Source organism: Fibrisoma montanum, assembly GCF_003583365.1.
Taxonomy (GTDB): Bacteria; Bacteroidota; Bacteroidia; order Cytophagales; family Spirosomataceae; genus Fibrisoma; species Fibrisoma montanum.
On sequence record NZ_QXED01000003.1, the window covers coordinates 14551 to 32529 of the forward strand.

Annotated in this window: 17 protein-coding genes; 7 read left to right on the forward strand and 10 right to left on the reverse strand. The window is 54.1% G+C overall.

Annotated features, from left to right (window positions below; translation table 11 throughout):
- Positions 1-76: 76 nt before the first annotated feature.
- On the reverse strand, positions 77-1876 hold the full coding sequence (locus DYU11_RS09960) for an IPT/TIG domain-containing protein (RefSeq protein ID WP_119667540.1): 1800 nt from the start codon (positions 1874-1876) through the stop codon (positions 77-79).
- 184 nt (positions 1877-2060) lie between these two features.
- Between DYU11_RS09960 and DYU11_RS09965 the strand changes: the two genes are divergently transcribed.
- Complete coding sequence (locus DYU11_RS09965; protein WP_119667541.1) at positions 2061-3590, forward strand: P-loop NTPase family protein; 1530 nt, start codon at positions 2061-2063, stop codon at positions 3588-3590.
- 69 nt (positions 3591-3659) lie between these two features.
- Here the strand turns inward: DYU11_RS09965 and DYU11_RS09970 are convergent, their stop codons facing one another.
- Positions 3660-5942: a DUF11 domain-containing protein gene (locus DYU11_RS09970; protein WP_119667542.1), complete on the reverse strand. Its 2283-nt coding sequence runs from the start codon at positions 5940-5942 to the stop codon at positions 3660-3662.
- A gap of 152 nt (positions 5943-6094) precedes the next feature.
- Here DYU11_RS09970 and hisS point away from each other — a divergent pair, with 152 nt between their 5' ends.
- Positions 6095-7456: a histidine--tRNA ligase gene (gene hisS, locus DYU11_RS09975; RefSeq protein ID WP_119667543.1), complete on the forward strand. Its 1362-nt coding sequence runs from the start codon at positions 6095-6097 to the stop codon at positions 7454-7456.
- Between the two features lie 47 nt (positions 7457-7503).
- Here hisS and DYU11_RS09980 read toward each other — a convergent pair whose 3' ends face one another.
- Positions 7504-8166 (reverse strand): hypothetical protein, encoded by a 663-nt coding sequence (locus DYU11_RS09980; RefSeq protein WP_119667544.1) that lies wholly within the window; start codon positions 8164-8166, stop codon positions 7504-7506.
- 167 nt (positions 8167-8333) lie between these two features.
- On the opposite strand from DYU11_RS09980, the gene DYU11_RS09985 reads away from it, so the two are divergent.
- Entirely contained in the window at positions 8334-9098 is a 765-nt protein-coding gene (locus tag DYU11_RS09985) for a LytR/AlgR family response regulator transcription factor (RefSeq protein ID WP_119667545.1), read from the forward strand.
- Between the two features lie 49 nt (positions 9099-9147).
- Here DYU11_RS09985 and DYU11_RS09990 read toward each other — a convergent pair whose 3' ends face one another.
- The 4 genes from DYU11_RS09990 to DYU11_RS10010 form a co-directional block, all read right to left on the reverse strand.
- Positions 9148-9840: an FkbM family methyltransferase gene (locus tag DYU11_RS09990; protein WP_158600258.1), complete on the reverse strand. Its 693-nt coding sequence runs from the start codon at positions 9838-9840 to the stop codon at positions 9148-9150.
- Between the two features lie 374 nt (positions 9841-10214).
- Positions 10215-11177, reverse strand: coding sequence for an NAD(P)-dependent alcohol dehydrogenase (locus DYU11_RS10000; RefSeq protein ID WP_119667548.1), 963 nt, complete (start codon positions 11175-11177; stop codon positions 10215-10217).
- A gap of 4 nt (positions 11178-11181) precedes the next feature.
- Positions 11182-11703 (reverse strand): GNAT family N-acetyltransferase, encoded by a 522-nt coding sequence (locus tag DYU11_RS10005; protein WP_119667549.1) that lies wholly within the window; start codon positions 11701-11703, stop codon positions 11182-11184.
- A gap of 114 nt (positions 11704-11817) precedes the next feature.
- Complete coding sequence (locus tag DYU11_RS10010; protein WP_119667550.1) at positions 11818-12741, reverse strand: LysR family transcriptional regulator; 924 nt, start codon at positions 12739-12741, stop codon at positions 11818-11820.
- Between the two features lie 93 nt (positions 12742-12834).
- Here DYU11_RS10010 and DYU11_RS10015 point away from each other — a divergent pair, with 93 nt between their 5' ends.
- From DYU11_RS10015 to DYU11_RS10030, 4 genes are all read left to right on the forward strand, one after another.
- Complete coding sequence (locus DYU11_RS10015; RefSeq protein ID WP_119667551.1) at positions 12835-14271, forward strand: NADP-dependent isocitrate dehydrogenase; 1437 nt, start codon at positions 12835-12837, stop codon at positions 14269-14271.
- Between the two features lie 198 nt (positions 14272-14469).
- The gene (locus DYU11_RS10020; RefSeq protein WP_119667552.1) at positions 14470-14742 is read left to right on the forward strand and encodes a hypothetical protein; all 273 of its coding nucleotides are present in this window, start codon (positions 14470-14472) and stop codon (positions 14740-14742) included.
- A gap of 8 nt (positions 14743-14750) precedes the next feature.
- Positions 14751-15599, forward strand: coding sequence for a DUF6671 family protein (locus DYU11_RS10025; protein WP_229365757.1), 849 nt, complete (start codon positions 14751-14753; stop codon positions 15597-15599).
- A gap of 48 nt (positions 15600-15647) precedes the next feature.
- Positions 15648-16001, forward strand: coding sequence for a tellurite resistance TerB family protein (locus tag DYU11_RS10030; RefSeq protein WP_119667553.1), 354 nt, complete (start codon positions 15648-15650; stop codon positions 15999-16001).
- A gap of 14 nt (positions 16002-16015) precedes the next feature.
- Here DYU11_RS10030 and DYU11_RS10035 read toward each other — a convergent pair whose 3' ends face one another.
- Genes DYU11_RS10035 through DYU11_RS10045 form a run of 3 tightly spaced genes read right to left on the reverse strand, consistent with a single transcriptional unit; the run spans position 16016 to position 17971 of the window.
- On the reverse strand, positions 16016-16288 hold the full coding sequence (locus DYU11_RS10035) for a hypothetical protein (RefSeq protein ID WP_119667554.1): 273 nt from the start codon (positions 16286-16288) through the stop codon (positions 16016-16018).
- A gap of 17 nt (positions 16289-16305) precedes the next feature.
- Positions 16306-17268 (reverse strand): ATP-grasp domain-containing protein, encoded by a 963-nt coding sequence (locus DYU11_RS10040; RefSeq protein WP_119667555.1) that lies wholly within the window; start codon positions 17266-17268, stop codon positions 16306-16308.
- Positions 17213-17971, reverse strand: coding sequence for a hypothetical protein (locus DYU11_RS10045; protein WP_119667556.1), 759 nt, complete (start codon positions 17969-17971; stop codon positions 17213-17215). The genes DYU11_RS10040 and DYU11_RS10045 overlap by 56 nt, the downstream gene beginning before the upstream one ends.
- Between the last annotated feature and the right edge of the window lie 8 nt (positions 17972-17979).

A 17979-nucleotide genomic window follows, 5' to 3' on the forward strand; every position in this document is an offset into this window, starting at 1 on the left:
GACAGAATCCTGCTTTCGCCGTGTCAGGACTCTGTCATACGCTCTCATACCTTGCCGAAGCGCAACCGGGTCTGGTTTACTTTGCTACGGTAAAAATAACCGTGCTGCAAACCGTCCCTGCGTCATTGATGAGGCAAATTGGACCGGTGATTACGGCCGGAGGAACAACGACCTTAAGCGTATTGCCGACGAGTTCGTACGTAGCGGAGCCGCCCTGCCCGTTGCCGAACAGTATTCCCGTTACGGTATTCAGGTTTTGACCTGTAATGGTGATTTCCGTTCCGGCTTTACCGGTTTTCGGGCTGAAGTCAATGTTCGATACCGTTCGAAGCACCGTAAACACCTCCGTGAAGGTATCCTGACCGGTTGCGTTGAATACCCGGATCGGCCCGGTCTGGGCATCGTTGGGTACGGTTACCCACCGTTCAGTGTCATCATTCTTACCCGCATCGTCGGCAAAGGTCGCGGCCCCGGCAAAGAAAATCTGGGCGTTAAGCAGGAAGTTCCCTTTAATCACAACGCGGTCGCCGGGTCGGCCCCGGCGTGGACTGACCTCAGTGATAACCGCCCTCTGCACGACCGTCAGGGCCCGGCCGGACGTACCGCTGCCGGCCCGGTTGCTGACGGTGATTGCTCCGGTGACGGCTTCATTCGGGATAAACACGCGAATTTCGGATCCCTCTGTCCGGCTGCTGATCGGGGCCGGCCGGTCGCCGATACGTACCTCAGTGATGCGGAACAGATTCTGGCCCGTAATGCTCACCTCCTGGCCGCGTACCTGCCGGGAAGGATTGAAGTTGATGTTGCTGGGGGCCTGGTAGTATAGAAACGATCGGGGACTGTTGGCATTACCGCCAATACCACTCACCGAAACAATAACCTCACCGGACTGAGGCAGCGTCGGAACGGTTACGTCCAGTTGACCATCGTTTACGATCTGAAACGTGGCCGATGCGTTGCCAAACAACACACTGGACACGTCGCGGAAATTCTGTCCGGTTAGCGTGATTTTGTCGCCCCGGATACCCTCTGCACTACTAATGGCGGTTACAATCGGCGCGGAGGCAATTTGCAGGCTGTCGGCACTGATCGTTGTTAGCCGGTCGAATACCGTTACGCTGACTCGTCCTGAGGTGGCGTTCGCCGGAATAACGGTTCGGATTTCGGTGTCCTGCACCCGGGTCTGGTTGCGGTCGGTCAACTGGCCGTTGATGCGCACCACCCCATCGAGGAGGTTCACGCCCTGGATAATCAGTTCAGTACCGGCCCGGGCCCGTTTCGGCGAAATACCCGTAATCTGGGGAGTGCCGGCCACCAGAAAATCGCCCGTCAGGCTACCCCCCTGGGTCTCGACGGTGATGAGCTGCGGGCCACGCGGTACGTTGTTCGGAACAATGACCGTAACCTGCTGCGCCGTACTGTCCCGGATGGTGGCCGTGGCCTGCCCAAATCGGACACTTTTTAGCTGATCCAGGAAATCGCCTTTTAACACGACCGATGTACCGGGCAGGCCGTTGGTTGGTGCCACAGTAGTGAGCGTGGGGGCGGGCTGCAGAATCAGAAAGGGCAACGGATCAGAGGTTCCCTCGGATGTGACGACCCGTACCTGGGTTCGGCCGGTGGTCATACGCGGCACAATGGCTTTGATGGCCTGTTCCGTACTATTGGTAATCGTGGCCGTCACGAACGTGCCCGAATGGCCAAAACTGACGATGGGTTCCGGCCCGAACTGGTAGCCGGTCAGCGTAATCTCCTGTCCGATAAAGCCCTGTCCAGGCAGTGTGCTGGCCAATTCCGGCGGGGAATTTTTGATTCGGCAACCCGAGAAGGTAATAAGCAGGAGAAAGCTAATGTAACGGAGTAGGATTGATTTCATACACGGCAGAGAACGGCTGCACCCTCGATCAGACTGGTAAAATTAACCATTTTCAGTATCGAAAAACCATTTGTTCCAAAAGCCTGTTATCCGGATGGTGAATACTATACAGCAAACAGCGTACCATTCAAACGCTTCTTGCTCGCCGGGACGGGTATTCACGTTGTATTATTAATTGCTGCCAATGAACTACCGCAACCTGAAATCAAAGGACTTACTAAAGATTACAACACTCGGCGAACTGAAGGCCGCCGGGTACGAGCCGCGCTCCATCAAACAGGAACTTCGGGATAACCTGATCGAGCGTATCAAAGAAAAGGAAGTGGTTTTTCCCGGCATCTGGGGCTATGAAGATACCGTAATTCCGGAAGTAGAGCGGGCTATTCTGTCCATGCACCACATCAACCTGCTGGGGCTTCGTGGGCAGGCAAAAACCCGGATCGCCCGCCTGATGATCAATCTGCTCGACGAGTACATTCCGGTCGTAGCCGGTTCTGAACTGAACGACGATCCGCTGCAGCCCCTGTCGCGGTATGCCCTCGACCAGATTCAGGAAAAAGGCGATCAGACGCCCATCACCTGGATGCACCGCAGCGACCGTTACACTGAGAAACTGGCAACGCCCGACGTATCGGTGGCTGACCTGATCGGCGATGTGGATCCGATCAAGGCCGCTACGCTGAAACTGCCGTACTCCGACGAACGGACCATCCACTTCGGACTGATTCCGCGGTCGCACCGCTGTATTTTTGTCATCAACGAACTGCCTGATTTGCAGGCACGTATCCAGGTCTCGCTGTTCAATATTCTGCAGGAGGGCGACATCCAGATTCGGGGTTTTAAGCTGCGGCTACCGCTCGACATTCAGTTTGTATTCACGGCCAACCCGGAAGATTATACAAACCGGGGCAGCATCGTGACCCCGCTGAAAGACCGGATCGACAGCCAGATCGTGACGCACTACCCGAAATCGATTGAGATCGGTAAGAAAATCACCATGCAGGAGGCTATTGTCAAGACGGAGCAGAAAGGTATGGTGAAAACCAATGATCTGATCACTGACCTGATTGAACAGATAGCGATCGAAGCCCGTGAAAGTGAGTACGTTGACTCGAAAAGTGGCGTGTCGGCCCGGATGACCATCTCGGCCTATGAGAACCTGCTGTCTGCCGCCGAACGACGCGTATTGCTGAATGGTGAGAAAGAAACGTATGTCCGGATCGCTGATCTGTACGGGGTAGTTCCGGCGATCTGCGGCAAGGTGGAGCTGGTGTACGAAGGCGAGGTCGAAGGACCGGTCATTGTAGCCCAGAACCTGATCGGTAAAGCCGTCCGCAACCAGTTTCTGCAGTACTTCCCAAATCCGGAAAAGGCTAAGAAAGACAAGCGTGGCAACCCGTATAAGAAGATAGCCGACTGGTTTGGCGAGAACAACGTCATGGAGATTCTGAACGACCTGAGCAACCGTGACTACGAAGCCCGGCTCCGGACCATCGACGGTCTGGATGATCTGGTCGATCAGTACCATCCCCGGCTCGGACGGCAGGAGAAGCTCTTTATGATGGAGTTTGCCCTCCACGGCCTGGCCGAACACTCGCTTATCGGGAAGAAGGCCATGGACACTGGCCAGCAGTTTAAAGACCTGCTGGGATCGATGTTCAGTCCCGGCACCCGCTTCGAGGAAGAAGAGGACGATGATGACGACCGGTTCTAAGCAACCGAATTGAGTATAAAAACAAACCCCGAACGGCCAGCCGTTCGGGGTTTGTTTTTGCCTGGCTGGTTAGTTCGATACGGTGCGAATACTGATCTGGGCGGTATCGTCTTCGCCGTTTTCCGTGCCGTTATCAGGTGTAGAGTCAACATCTGGTGGACTGGCCTGCCGGATTTGAGCCCGGGTGATGGCGGCACCGGGTTGCGTAGCTCGTGTTTTATAAATGAATACGGCCTGAGCGCCGGGAGCCAGGGTATTCACGCCACCAGATAATGCTTCGCCGGTGGGTGTAAGGGAGTCGCTGGACTCAAACGGCTGACCATTGGGCAAATAAACCATGACGTTGACAGTACTGGCTGTTGCACCACCCCGATTGCTGACGACCAGGGTGTAGGTCAGTAGGTCGCCGACCCTGGGCGAACGATTGCTTACCGAAAGGGCTAAGGAAAGATCAATCTTGTTCGGATCAGGTGTTGGCTGGTTGGATTGCAGCGGAGGCAGCGGAACCTGATTAGGGTTAGCGGAGACGAATACCGGTCCGTCGCCGTTCGCGGTGCGAATCTCGATGGCTGCTGCATCATCCTGGCCATCACCCGTACCGGAGTCAGGCTGACTGTCAGGGTCGGGCTGGTCGGCAAACGTAACCTGAGCCGCATTCACGTACCGTCCTGATTGCGTCGGACGTAACTGGTACGTGAAGGATGCGCTGGCTCCTGAAGTCAGTGACCCAATCTGACCACTAAGAATACCGTTGGTAGCTGATACATTGTCTCCCCCGACAAAGGTTAAGTTGTCGGGCAGGCGGTTCTGCCAGATTACGTTGGTGGCCGGACTGGGACCGTTGTTCGTTACGATCAGGATGTACGAAATAGGCTGGTTCGGATTCGGTGTCCGGTTGCTGACCTGCAGGCTGAGGCTGAGGTCGGCGGTCGGCTGTGAAGTAAGCTGAAATTCGTAAACGCCCATGTCAATTCGGTTCTCAGCAATTCGAGGATTGCCATCAAGGTCTTTCTCCGAAACGGTAGCGGCTGTGCTGGCCGGATCGCCGGTGTTGATGCAGGGGCTGCCAAAAAGAAGCCGGAAATCGTTGTTTTCAAAATCATTAAAAAAAGGATTGATGCTACGATTGCCGGTGGGAGAAGATAAGCTGTCAGTTTTATCCTGTATATCAGAATATGTAATTAAAGATGTAGCATTTTTTTCGTCAAAAATACCACTACTGTTCCCCCAAACGATACAATTTTGGATGGTGCTTCTTACTGGTAACCGAGCTTCAAAAGAAGAACTACGGATAGCCCCTCCTAAACCCTCAATATTATTGTTTTTAACAAGAGTGCTATTAGTAACCTGAATAGATATGGAAGCTCCTGTGCTGTTATTATTAATTCCGGCTCCACCATACCGGCAAGAATTATTAAATAGCAAACTGTTCAATACTTTTATTTGTAAACTACTTCCGCTGTCGTTCTGGTTATGAATGGCTCCACCGTTCCACCCAGCATGGTTGCCCGTAAAAATGCAATTAGTGAAGGTAACATTGTTAGTACTTGCGTCACGAATGGAGCTACTGACACCGCCACCAAAATAAGAAGCTCTATTGTCAGTAAATACACAATTAGTGGCAAAGAGTTGAAACTGACCAGTTGAGCCTGCTTCGTTATAAATAGCGCCCCCTCCATATCCTGAATTGTTTATGAATCGACAGTTTAATAAAGTTAATACGGCTCTAGCTTGTAGAGTAGCGCTATTGCAAATGGCTCCCCCATAGGAAACAGCAGTATTACCAATAAAGTCGCAGTCACTAATTGTAGGTAAGCTTCGATTACCACTGTATTGTGCATTATTAAATATACCCGCTCCGTAACTATGAGGAATTGATCCGTTTAATATTGGTCCGCTGGCATAGCCAGCGGTAATAGTGACTCTGTTTAATAGTGTTTGGTCATTTACATTATCAAATCGGACAACGTGGTAACTATTGTCTAAATAATCACGAATAAGTCCTATATCACCTGAAAAGGTGGTACTACTTGGTTCTGAGGTCGATGAAGGTCTACCATTAAGCGTGGACTCACTTCCTGAGAACCCACCGTAAACTTGTACCCCTGATGGGATACGAAACGAAATAGCGCGGTCCGTGCCCGTTGTTGGTTTGTACGTACCACCCGTTACCCAGAACTGAGTACCTGAACTGGCCGATGCCAATCGACTTTGGAGTTGGTTGCCCGGCAACGCATCGCTCCAAGAACTGCCCGACTGGTTACCGGCCCCTAACGGCGTTACATACACAACAGACTGACCTTGAACATAAAGAGCGGTTAAAGAAAAGATAAGAGCGAAAAGGTGCTTCATGCGTGAATAGTACGTAAATATGATCGGGTAAAACTACATCTTACCAACTCGTTAATGCAACCACACCGTGGTAATTAATTTATACGTAGCGAGACTTCGAAATAGACATTCTATGCCGCTAATTCTACCCGCCGGTGCATTAATTTTGCAGCATGCAGAAACCATCGTTGCCGAAAGGCACCCGTGATTTTGGGCCGGACCAGATGCAGAAACGGCTCTTTATTTTCGACACCATCCGCCGGACGTTCCAGCGGTTTGGGTTCCAGCCGCTCGAAACCCCCGCTATGGAAAACCTGTCGGTACTGATGGGGAAATACGGCGAGGAAGGGGATCAGCTTCTCTTTAAAATCTTGAACTCGGGCGATTTTGCCAATGGACTGACCGAGACTGACCTACAGGAAGGCAGCAAAAAACTGACGCCTAAAATCTCTGAAAAGGGGCTGCGCTACGACCTGACGGTGCCGTTTGCCCGCTACGTGGTCATGAACCGGCACGCCCTGCCGATGCCCTTTAAACGCTACCAGATGCAGCCTGTCTGGCGGGCCGACCGGCCGCAGAAAGGCCGCTACCGGGAGTTCTACCAGTGCGACGCCGACGTAGTGGGCACCGACTCGCTGCTGTGCGAAGCGGAGATTGTGCTGATGGTGCACGAAGTGTTCCGCAACCTGGGTATCGACAAGTTTACGTTGAAGATCAACAACCGGAAGGTACTGGCCGGTATTGCCGAAGCGATTGGCGCTGCTGGTCAGGAGGGACCGCTGGCCGTGGCTATCGATAAACTGGATAAAATCGGAAAAGACAAGGTACTGGATGAACTGCGCGAGCGGGGTTTTTCAGACGAGGCCATCACGAACCTGGAACCGATGTTCGGCATAAGCGGTAGACCTGCCGACGTACTGCAGCAGTTGAAAACCTGGCTGACAACCTCCGAAACAGCGCAGAAAGGCATTGCCGAACTGGAAGAGGTCTGGCAACTGGTTGACCAATACGGCCTGACCGACTCGCGGTTAGAGCTGGATGTTACTCTGGCGCGGGGGCTGTCGTATTATACGGGCGCCATCTTTGAAGTGAAAGCCAACGAGGTACAGATCGGTAGCGTCAGTGGGGGCGGGCGTTACGATAACCTGACCGGCGCGTTCGGACAGCCGGGTTTATCGGGTGTGGGCATCTCGTTTGGCGTGGACCGTATCTACGACGTCATGGAGGAACTGAACCTATTTCCGGCCTCGGCGGGGCAGGGGACCCGCGTCCTGATCGTGCCGTTCGATCAGGACGCCCGTACCGTAGCGTTGCCGTTGCTGACCCGGCTCCGCCAGGCCGACGTAGCCGCCGAAGTGTACCCCGACCTGGCGAAGGTGAAGAAGATGCTGGATTACGCCAACACCAAAAACATCCCCTACGTCGTGCTGATCGGCTCGGACGAAGTCCAGACCGGCCAGCTTTCGATTAAAAACATGGTGACCGGCGAACAGCAGAAGCTGAATGCAGCGGAGATTGTCGAGCTGGTACGCTAACGAGCGCTCGATTCGGTGTAGGTACGATCACTCGCCGAGTCGCACTGTCAGGTCTCGGCGAGTGATCGTACGGGTACTTGTTTTGACCGTCGGACCTGCCGCCAGATCGAGTAGGCGATGAGGCAAAGACAAACCGCTGAAGGACCAATCTGGCTATACGGCTTGGCCGCTGGTAGAACAGTACCCGTAAATGCCGACAGTAACGCGCTGAACGCCGATAGCATCTTGTAAATGTGTTCATAAAGCCACCACGTCCTCAGCCGTTCGTGCAGCCAGACGTGTTTCAGACCGTCGTAGGTAGTTACCAGCGCCAGCGCTCCCAGGGTTGAGTAGACTACCGATGGGTTCCAGTCGCCACCAGCCTGTTTGGCCCAGCGCAGGTAGCCGATGCCCGCCAACAGTACCAGTCCGGCGATGAGGGCATCGGCGGTCGAGGTGCGTCGTTCCCGAAGTTTGACCGTTCGGTAGCCCGCGTAGCCAACGTAACCCGCCAGCAATGTCAGCATGATCAGGAACGAACTGCTGCGAAAAAAAATAAGTCCGACGAATCCCGTACTGACAACAACCGTTAGCAGCCTGAGGAAAATTCGTCCGTAGCGCGTATGGGCACCGCGTCGCTTGGGCGCCAGCAGCGAACGTAAACCGACGACCAGCGCCACCATTCCGGCAAGTACGTGAACTGAGATGTTAAGGGTATGAAGCCAATGCATGGAAACAGACCGCGTACGGATTGGGTTTAGCTCGTACGGCGACATTCCAAAGGTCCGGGTATGAAACCTAGTCGGCAAGGGCTTAGTGACCAGGTTATCTTGCCAGTGACCAACGGCTTTCGTCACATACGTTACGCCTATCCGGCTCTGATGCCGTAAATTGCCGAATGACGTTTCGGCAACTTCTCAACCATGTGGTGGTGCGCAACCTGCTGGGCTTATTGGCTTTGGTGGCTGTGCATTACGTTTCCGATCAATACCACATAAACCAGCGGCTGGGTGTTAACCAGTACCTGCCGTATTTCTTTTTGCTGTTGTTATACGGCTGGCTGGTCGTTCATAATCGACTTTTGTTTGAGCGGCTTTATCTGTACAACAAGCCGCTGGCCTACGCCGGCTGGACCCTCCTGATTATGACCGGCTTCTCGGTCAACATGCATCTTATCCTGAGCAGCCAGTTTGCCGTGCGCCACACGTTCCCCCACATCATCAGTTTCTGGGTGTACACCGTCGCGGGACTTGGTGTGTACGTACTGTACCGCTACCTGCAGACGCCCGGTCATGTGCTGGCTTTACCCACAACGCCGAGGAGTACAGCTACGTCGGCGGAAGGGTCTAATCTGGTGTGTACCGTCAACGGGGAAAAGCAAAGCATACCCTGTGCGGATATGCTGTATCTGGAAAGCCTGGAAAATTACGTGAAAATCACTACGTTGACGAAAGTCTACGTAACCCGTATGACCCTAAAAGAAGCCGAAGAGCGGTTACCCAAACCGGTGTTTGTACGCATCAGCCGGTCGCACATCGTCAATACCGCCCGGATTGAAAAACTGGGGCCTGATGACGTACGGATCGGTGGGAGGGAGCTACGAATTGGTAAAGTTTACAAACGATACGTCAGTGAGCAAATGGCTGGAGGTGAGCCGGGATAGGCCAAAGCCCTGTCAAGCCAAAGTAAGTTGTCAGTACCGGCTAGCGCACTCAGGCAAAATCAAGATCCTTGTTCTCGATGATGGTGTTCTCGCCTTTCATGTAGTACTTATACCGGGAGAACGTCTGGTTAATGGCCGAAAAAAATGGTTTGGAACAATCTTCCTCAAGCCAGTCGTGCAGTTCAATAACGATGGTCTTAACCTTGGGCAGCCAGCCTTTGAAATTATCCTGAAACACCTGTTTTTCGCTGGTTTCAATGTCAAGTTTCAGGATGTCGACCTGCTGAATTGAGTATTTTTCAAAAAGGGTGCCTAACGTAATGGCGGGGATGGTTCCGTGCTGGTTGTCTTCTTCAACAATCATCTGCCATTTCCCACCATTGTACTTATCGAAGACTTTCAGGACGGTGTCTTTGTTCCAGATCCCGCAGTTCTCGCAATAGATGCCGTCGTAGGCGGCTGTATTGGCCTGTAGTAAGCTGAAGTTTTCCTGATCCGGTTCAATGCAGATGATCTTGGCGTCGGGGTATTTGTTCTTCATCAAAATGGCGAACAAACCGATGTTGGCCCCGCCATCAATGATGACTTTAGGCGTTGAGACGTGCAGATCGTACTCTTTTTGCAGAAACACCTGATTGAACGTCGGTACGTCGGTGGTGTTGGGTCGCAGACGCAGCGGATGTTTGATTCGGGGGAGCCGAACCCGTTTTATATTACCAAACTTAAAGGTGAGGAAAAGCATGAACCCGTTCGGCAGACCGAAGTTCGAACAAAATCGAAAGAGTAGAATGAGGTCTCTGCGCATAACAGCACGAATTAGTAGCCAAAGGTTCTCGTGAAAAACAAATGAGTGGCATAGGATTTTATTAAAGTTAGCTCGACCCGGTCGAACATGAAAGGAAAATATTTTAATCGGCTTTTAATATATAATCAAAGTGTCATTTTATCCAATATTATGCAGTTATTTGAAAACCAACATATTAATAAAGGGGGGAATATTCAATCGATGGTTGCTGATGAAAAAATAATCCTCGGATGTTGGCCCCTTGTGCCGACATCCGCGTACGGGCTGGTCTGGAAAATGGTAGGTTGAGCCAGGTGAAAAAGGGGGCTGTATTACCGTATTGACAGCACAACGTTGCCAATCTTCTGGCCGGTTTCTACGTACCGGTAGGCTTCAACGACCTGATCGAGCGGATACCGCCGGTCAATGACGGGTCTGAACTCCCCACTGTCCACCAGTTTTTTCAGAAAGAGTACGTCATCTTTAGTAATGGTCGGCAGCGGAAACAGGACTTTAGGGCCGCTCGAAAGTGGGGCCGTAAGGGCCAGGAATACGTTTTCGCCGGTTTTGCCTAACTCGGTAGAAATGTACACGCCTGTTTTTTTGAGCACCCGTCTGGCCTGGCCGAATGAACTCTTGCCGACGGCATCGAACACGAAGTCATAGGTCTGACCGGAATGGGTATAGTCTTGACGTGTGTAATCGATCACCTGATCCGCGCCGAGTGATTTTACCAGATCGACGCAACTGGTAGCACAAACGGCCGTCACGGTGGCGCCCAGGTGTTTGAGCAGTTGAACGGCCGCCGAGCCGATAGCTCCAGTAGCGCCGTATACCAGTACGGTATGCCCCGGTTGCGCCCTGGCCGCCCGAATGTCGCAGAGCGCGTAGTGGCCGCCTTCGGTAATCGGCGCGGCTTCCTCGTAGGTCAGTGAACCCGGTATGGTGGCGATGGCGTCCTGTTCGGCCATCACCGTGTACTCAGCATGACCACCGAATCGTGCGTCGTTATAGCCAAACACTCTGTCGCCTGCCTTGAACGTGGTTACGTGCTTGCCGACGGCTTCAACCTCGCCGGCAAATTCACAACCGAGGATGTGAAATTTGGGTTTGAGTAACCCGCTCCAGAACCTGGAAACGAAGTAGTTTGCGCTCCGGAAGCCGCAGTCCGTTCGGTTTACGGTCGTTGCGTGGACCCTGATCAGCACGTCGTTGTCGGTCGGGATGGGCTTGTCAACGTCCTGAATATTTACTACTTCGGGCGGACCGTACTGGGTGTAGATCGCTGCTTTCATAAGGCTAAACAGTTAACGTAAGCTCGTTCCAGACGTAGCGGCAGATCATCGCCTGACTTCCGTCTTCGTTCTGGTGCTGAACGGTTTCAACGTTCGTTCCGCCAAGTCGTTCGTAAGCCGACCTGGCGTTTTGATTGGCCTCGAATACCCACAGATACATCGTTTTGATCGTGGCTTTTTCCGCTACCAGCCGCCAGCAATCCTGCATCAGTAAACGGCCGATGCCCTGATTCCGGAAACGGGCCACTACGTGCAGGTTATCAAGCAGCGAACCAAAAGTCGGGTCATTGTCCAGGTACAGGCACGCGAAACCGGCAACCGTTTCCTGCTCAACAGCCAGTGTTACGTACTGATTATCGGCTGGGGTGCTTAACCGGCCATGCCAGAGCGCCGACCGGTTGCCGTCGAGGTCGCGGTCCAGAAACGCATCGCTGTAAATGCCCCGGTACGTGCGTCGCCAGTTGTCGGCATGAAGGGCGGCAATAGCTGAAGAATCAGTGATCTGGGCGGGTCTTAGCTTAATCATAAACAGGAATGACTACGTAAACCGGTCGTTCGGCTGGCTGTAAAAACCGTCTGATCGTTGCCGGGCGAAAGGTAAGCGTTTAATGGGTTTACCTCAAAGCCGCTCATACAACGCTCAATACCGTTCGTACCAGCCGAACTGCTGGTGGATTACGTTGTCTTTCTCATGCCGGATGTAGTCCAGGTATGCCTGCGCAACGGGCGAGAATTGCTTGTTTTTGAGCCAGACCAAGTTCCACATCGTGGCCATCGGTAAACCCTCGACCGGAATGATCTGCAAATCGTGGTTGACCATCTCGTTGCGCAGACCGATCACCGGCATAATGGAATAACCCAGCCGGGCGATCAGGGCCTGCTTGACGGCCTCGTTGGAGGTCAGCTCCATCTTTTTGCGCACGGTGATCTGGTTGCGCTCGATGAACTGTTCCATCATGAATCGCGTACCGGAGCCGGCTTCGCGGTAGATCAACGGCAGGTCTTTCAGCAGCGAAGGCGTATGTATCTGGCCCGGCTCCTGCTGAAATTCCCGACCAACCAGATACAGCTTGTTCGGCATCAGCCCGACGTGGTTAATTTTCAGATTATCGGGGAGGATCGATACCAGTGCAAAGTCGACCTCGTTACTGTCCAGGCTTTCCAGTACCTTCTGGCGGTTGGTTACGTCCATCATGAGGTCAATGCCTTCGTGCTGCCCAATGAACCCCGACAGAAAATAGGGCATCACGTACTTGCCCGTCGACACTACCGAAATCTTCAGTTTACCGGTTAGAAGGCCTTTATGCGCCAGGGTCCGGTAGTTGATGGCATACACCTCGTTCAGAATTTTCTCGGCTGCTTCGGCTATCTCCCGGCCAAAATCGGTCAGGTGAATCCGACGGCTGATAACCTCTGTGAGCGGAATGTCGAACTGATCCTGGAAATTTTTCAGCTGAATTGATACCGCTGGCTGGGTCAGATATAACTCCTCGGCGGCCTTCGTGATGCTCTGCGTCTGCGCAATTTTATAGAACACCTGCAATTGGTGTAATGTGTAGTTCATAAAAAACGCTTATGTAATTCATCAAAACTATAAATTTTTATTTATAAATCTACTTGCTGACTTTTGTCACGAACTAATAACCACCAACCAATCATGACGAGAATCACCGTTGCAAAAGGCGATGGCATCGGCCCCGAAATTATGGATGCTACCCTGGAGATTATTCTGGCTGCGGGCGCTCAACTCGAGATCGACGAAATCGAAGTAGGCGAAAAAGTATACCTGGCCGGCAATACCTCGGGCATTTCCAAAGAATCGTGGAACAGCCTCCGGCGCAACAAAGTGTTTCTGAAAGCGCCCATCACCACACCCCAGGGTGGGGGCTACAAAAGCCTGAACGTAACGACCCGTAAAATGCTCGGCCTGTACGCCAACGTGCGGCCGTGTACTAGTCTCCATCCGTTCGTGAAAACCAAGCACCCGGTTATGGACGTGGTGATCATCCGCGAAAACGAGGAGGATTTATACGCGGGCATCGAACATCAGCAAACCGACGAAGTTGTGCAGTGTCTGAAGCTGATCAGCCGGCCGGGTTGCGAGAAGATTGTCCGCTATGCGTTTGAATACGCCCGGCAGTACGGGCGCAAAAAGGTGACCTGCTTCACCAAAGACAATATCATGAAGCAGACCGACGGCATGTTCCACCAGGTGTTCGACGAAGTAGCGCAGGAATACCCGGAGATTGAAAACGAACACTGGATTGTCGACATCGGCGCGGCTAAACTGGCCGATACGCCGGAGGCTTTCGACGTCATTGTGATGCCCAACCTCTACGGCGATGTGCTGTCGGACGTAGCGGCCCAGATCGCGGGATCGGTGGGGCTGGCCGGGTCGGCCAATATCGGCGAAGAGTGCGCCATGTTCGAAGCTATCCACGGATCGGCTCCGCGTCGCGCCGGGCAGAATCTGGCCAATCCGTCGGGCCTGCTGCAGGGGGCGATTATGATGCTGAATCACATCGGTCAGACTGACGTAGCCGAGCGCGTGCAGAATGCCTGGCTCAGAACCATCGAAGACGGTATCCACACCTACGACATTTACAAGGAAGGGGTCAGCCGCCAGAAAGTGGGTACGAAGGAGTTTGCGCAGGCCGTTGTCGCCAACCTTGGTCAGCAGCCGCTGACGCTGAAGCCGGTTTCCTATGCCAAGGGAACTACGCTGAAACTGCCGAAATACCAGCGTAAACCCAGCGGCACCAAGGAACTGGTGGGCGTCGATGTGTTCGTACACTGGAAAGGCACCAACGCTGATGAGCTGGCGTCGCTGATGAATCCGGTCAATACGCCGGATCTGAAACTGAGCATGATCACCAACCGGGGTATCAAGGTATGGCCCGAAGGATTTGAGGAGACGTTCTGCACCGACCACTGGCGCTGCCGGTTTCTGCCTGCCAACGGCCACCCGATCAACAGCCGCCATATCGTCGACATTCTGTCGAAGGCCATCGACGAGCAGATCGATGCAATCAAAACGGAAAATCTGTACGCCTTCAACGGTAAACCCGCCTTCTCGATGGGGCAGGGGCAATAGTCTTTACTGTTTGTACCTCACTTTATAGATGTTAAATGGTTTGTGGTTTGTGGTTCGTAGTTTGTGGTTAACACTCAGATTTAATTTAACTGCCTGATAATTAACGATATGTTTCATTGCCAGCAACCTTTGAACCACGAACGACAAACTACGAACCGCAAACCACAAACTACGAACCACAAACCATTCTTACTACGTATGACTATTCAGCTGCTCAATGGTCAGTTCAGCGCCCAGGATGCGCTCGATTTGCTGACCCAGATGGTGTACGTGAAAATTCAGTTTCACGAAAACAAGATCAGCCAGTCCGACAACGAGGAGGATATCAAGATCCGCGAGAAACGGATTAAGGACCTGCAACGGGAATTATATGACGTGCGGCAGTACATTGAGCGAAATGGCCACGACGGAATTAGTTTGCATGCGGGCGTCTCGGTAACCGTACCCCGGGAGGCTGCCGTGTTGTTCTGATCCACGGAATGATGTCACACTGGTTCGCAGGTCGGCGGTTGGTGGTGGCGACCAAACATCAGAAAGAAAGGGTGATTGCTCCGCTGGTGGAATCCGCACTGGGCGTTCGGTGTCTGCTCCCCGACGATCTGGATACCGACCAGCTGGGTACGTTTTCCGGTGAGGTGGATCGAACGCTTGATCCGCTGGAAACAGCCCGTCAGAAAGGCCGGATGGCGATGGACCTGACGGGCTGCGACCTGGCTATCGCGAGTGAAGGGGCGTTCGGGCCGCATCCGCACCTGTTCTTTACGGCCGCCGATGATGAAGTGCTCCTGCTGATGGACCGGAAACATGACCTGGAGATATTCGTCCGGGTGATCAGTACGGAAACCAACTTCGCCGGGGCAGCGGTCGCCACGGAGGAGGAGCTGCTGCGGTTTGCGGCCATGACCCGGTTTCCGTCGCACGCGCTGATTCTGCGGAGTGGTGCCGGCCAGACAGCCGGTCTCCTGAAGGGCATTACGACGTACCGCCAGTTGCTGCCCGCTTTTCACGCCCTGCAGGCCACGTTTGGGGCGGCCTATGTCGAAACGGATATGCGGGCGATGCACAACCCGATGCGGATGAAGGTGATTGAAGCCGCGGCACAAAAGCTGATTGCCCGGGTGCAGAGCCATTGCCCCCACTGCGACACGCCCGGTTTCGGCCGGACCGACGTTAAAACCGGATTGCCCTGCGGCCTGTGTGGCCTGCCGACGCGGTCGGTGCTGGCGGATGTATACCGTTGTCAGCGATGCGGCCATACCGAAGAGCGATCGTTTCCGCGCGGTCAGGCAGTGGAAGATCCCATGTACTGCGATTTCTGTAATCCATAAACTCAGGCTTTTATCCGTATTCTTAGAACATAAACGTAACAGACTAGTATGTACTCACCAGATGTATCACTGGGCATCGGCAGTGTCGTGTATGCCCTGACCAAGGCCGACGGTCGCCTGCAGCGGGAAGAAATGCAGACGGTCAAGGAGGTGTTTGTTGATGAACCCCACGGCGACCTGGCCCTCTATTCCTTTTTCCTGCGGGAAAACATCGGCGAATCGGTCGAGGACGCGTATAGCTTTGGCATGCGCCGGCTCATCGAGAAGCGGGCTGAACTCAGCGAACCCCTCAAGAAACGATTCGTTGACATCCTGATCCGTGTGGCGCGGGCGCACGATACCGTTTCCTGCGAAGAGCGGGAACTGATTCAGCGCTTTACGGACCAGATTCAGCGGCTCTGAACGGGCGTAACTCCTCAGGCGAGCCTGCCCATCAGGTCGTCGAGGATGGATGCGTACCTGACCGGAAAGAATTGCGGTTTAAAATCGATAGCCTCCTCCCCAACGTGCAGCGTGTAGGTTTCGGGGGCTACATAAATGGTGGCGAACTCCCCGAAACTCGGCGACCCGTGCGCTTTGAGCTCGTCGAGGAGTTCGTCCCGTTCCGCCTGACTCAGGTCGACCGTCGTTTCGGAGCGGAGGGTTTGCCCGCCTTCTTTTTTCGTTAGGGTCAGCGTCGTTTGTGCCATAATTGCAGTCGGTTAATTTACAGGTGCCAGATACGCCGGTAGTACTGGTCGTGGCCGCTCAGGTATTCGGCGAGCCGGGCAGCAATCGGCTGACCGGTATGCGACTCGTAGTAGGAGTAAGCGGGACACGGATTAACCTCAAAACAACAAACGGCACCGTTTGGCTGTATCCGAAGATCAATTCCTGAAAAATCGAGCCCCAGCGCCTGCGATAGGTTCACGCAGTTGGCTGCTACGTCGGGGTCGAGGTCGTAGGGCGACAGGGTAGCTGCTTCGCCGGTTTGCTGGATTGCGTAGCGGTAGTCGGTAGCATGGGCCGTGATCCGGGTTGCGATGGTCAGCTCACCGATCACGTGCACCCGAACGTCGAACCCTTCAACCTGCTCCTGAAACTGTACGGGGCAGTGGCGGATCAGAGCCAGCTTTTCGGTATCCGCACCCGAATCCCACTGCTGCACGATCGACCGGACCCCACTGATCGATTTATAAATCACGCGGTTGTCGAACTGCCGGCAAAACTCGTGGGCCTGAGCCGGCTCGTTGGTAATCAGCGTGTCGGGCGTCCGGAACCCGTGCTGCCGGATAAACTGCGCCTGGTAGGGCTTGGCGTTGTTGGACGCCATCGCCGACATCCGGTTTACCACCCGGCTACCCGACCATTCTGTCCAGAGCGTCAGGTGCTGGATCAGCCGGCGGGCGTGAGCACGCAGCGGGTCATCGGGCGTCAGCTGCTGAAATTCGGGCAGCACTTCATCATCGACCAGCCGCAGATAAACGCCCGTCAGTTCGGGGAGCGGATACGTCTGCTCCCGGTACGTCAGGGTCCCGTCGAGATTCCCGGCCGAATCGAGGGTCAGGTGCAGGTTAGTTTGCGCAAACTGCCGCTGGCTGACCATTACATAGGGTTCGCCGAGCTGGTCGAGTTCATCCAGCAACCGCCGGATGGGCGGCTCGCTGGGAATGCCCCAGATTAAAATCATGGCTTGTCAGGGTAAGGAAGTGGTGAACGAGTGCATCGCCGTAGTAGCTGAGGGCGGCAAAGGCCGTTGCCCCCATGAACACAAAACCGTCGGGGCTTTGCATAAAGTGCAGTTCCAGCAACCGGGTGCCGCTGAGTTGCGCCAGTCGGCAGCAGGCGTCGGCGTCGATACCGGGCGGTACGGTACCCAATAGCTCACCCGACAAAACCAGCAGCCGGGCGTCGGGTGCCGTGAAGGCCTGCGTTTCGGGGGGCGGCCAGCCGGGTGCAATCGGCAGCCCGGCCCGTACGGCCAGCAACTGCCACTCGGCGGACGAAAGATGCCGGCCGCCCAGCGATACTGGCGTCGGTGGGTTAAACAAGCGGGCGGGATTGACTGCGTGCAGCAGGCTTAGAAACAGCGCGTTCAGTTCCTGCGCTACGTACTGATACTGCTTATCACTGACCGCTTTCCAGACAACCGGATCGAGGTAATACAGGCGATTGATCACCACCGAAATTTCGTCTTTCAGGATGGTTCGGCCGTTTTGCAGCCGGATCAGAAACGTATCATCGTCGCCCACCAGCGTTTGGCGGATGCTGCGGGCATAGATCAGTTCGTCGGCGGTGGCGATCAGCAGGGGCTGGTCGGGAGCGGCCCGTTGCAGCTGCTCGTACAGCCAGGCCGCTTCTACGTCGTGCGGATGGCAAAGAATCAGGATCATACCGAACT

Excerpts from the sequence above, each read along its gene's own strand:
- DYU11_RS10035 (WP_119667554.1), bottom strand. The coding sequence starts at position 16,288 with ATGGCACAAACGACGCTGACCCTAACGAAAAAAGAAGGCGGGCAAACC.
- DYU11_RS10020 (WP_119667552.1), top strand. The coding sequence starts at position 14,470 with ATGACTATTCAGCTGCTCAATGGTCAGTTCAGCGCCCAGGATGCGCTC.
- DYU11_RS10015 (WP_119667551.1), top strand. The coding sequence starts at position 12,835 with ATGACGAGAATCACCGTTGCAAAAGGCGATGGCATCGGCCCCGAAATT.
- DYU11_RS10040 (WP_119667555.1), bottom strand. The coding sequence starts at position 17,268 with ATGATTTTAATCTGGGGCATTCCCAGCGAGCCGCCCATCCGGCGGTTG.
- DYU11_RS09965 (WP_119667541.1), top strand. The coding sequence starts at position 2,061 with ATGAACTACCGCAACCTGAAATCAAAGGACTTACTAAAGATTACAACA.
- DYU11_RS09960 (WP_119667540.1), bottom strand. The coding sequence starts at position 1,876 with ATGAAATCAATCCTACTCCGTTACATTAGCTTTCTCCTGCTTATTACC.
- DYU11_RS10000 (WP_119667548.1), bottom strand. The coding sequence starts at position 11,177 with ATGAAAGCAGCGATCTACACCCAGTACGGTCCGCCCGAAGTAGTAAAT.
- DYU11_RS10005 (WP_119667549.1), bottom strand. The coding sequence starts at position 11,703 with ATGATTAAGCTAAGACCCGCCCAGATCACTGATTCTTCAGCTATTGCC.
- DYU11_RS10030 (WP_119667553.1), top strand. The coding sequence starts at position 15,648 with ATGTACTCACCAGATGTATCACTGGGCATCGGCAGTGTCGTGTATGCC.
- DYU11_RS09985 (WP_119667545.1), top strand. The coding sequence starts at position 8,334 with ATGACGTTTCGGCAACTTCTCAACCATGTGGTGGTGCGCAACCTGCTG.
- DYU11_RS09980 (WP_119667544.1), bottom strand. The coding sequence starts at position 8,166 with ATGCATTGGCTTCATACCCTTAACATCTCAGTTCACGTACTTGCCGGA.
- DYU11_RS09970 (WP_119667542.1), bottom strand. The coding sequence starts at position 5,942 with ATGAAGCACCTTTTCGCTCTTATCTTTTCTTTAACCGCTCTTTATGTT.
- hisS (WP_119667543.1), top strand. The coding sequence starts at position 6,095 with ATGCAGAAACCATCGTTGCCGAAAGGCACCCGTGATTTTGGGCCGGAC.
- DYU11_RS10025 (WP_229365757.1), top strand. The coding sequence starts at position 14,751 with ATGATGTCACACTGGTTCGCAGGTCGGCGGTTGGTGGTGGCGACCAAA.
- DYU11_RS09990 (WP_158600258.1), bottom strand. The coding sequence starts at position 9,840 with ATGCTTTTCCTCACCTTTAAGTTTGGTAATATAAAACGGGTTCGGCTC.
- DYU11_RS10045 (WP_119667556.1), bottom strand. The coding sequence starts at position 17,971 with ATGATCCTGATTCTTTGCCATCCGCACGACGTAGAAGCGGCCTGGCTG.
- DYU11_RS10010 (WP_119667550.1), bottom strand. The coding sequence starts at position 12,741 with ATGAACTACACATTACACCAATTGCAGGTGTTCTATAAAATTGCGCAG.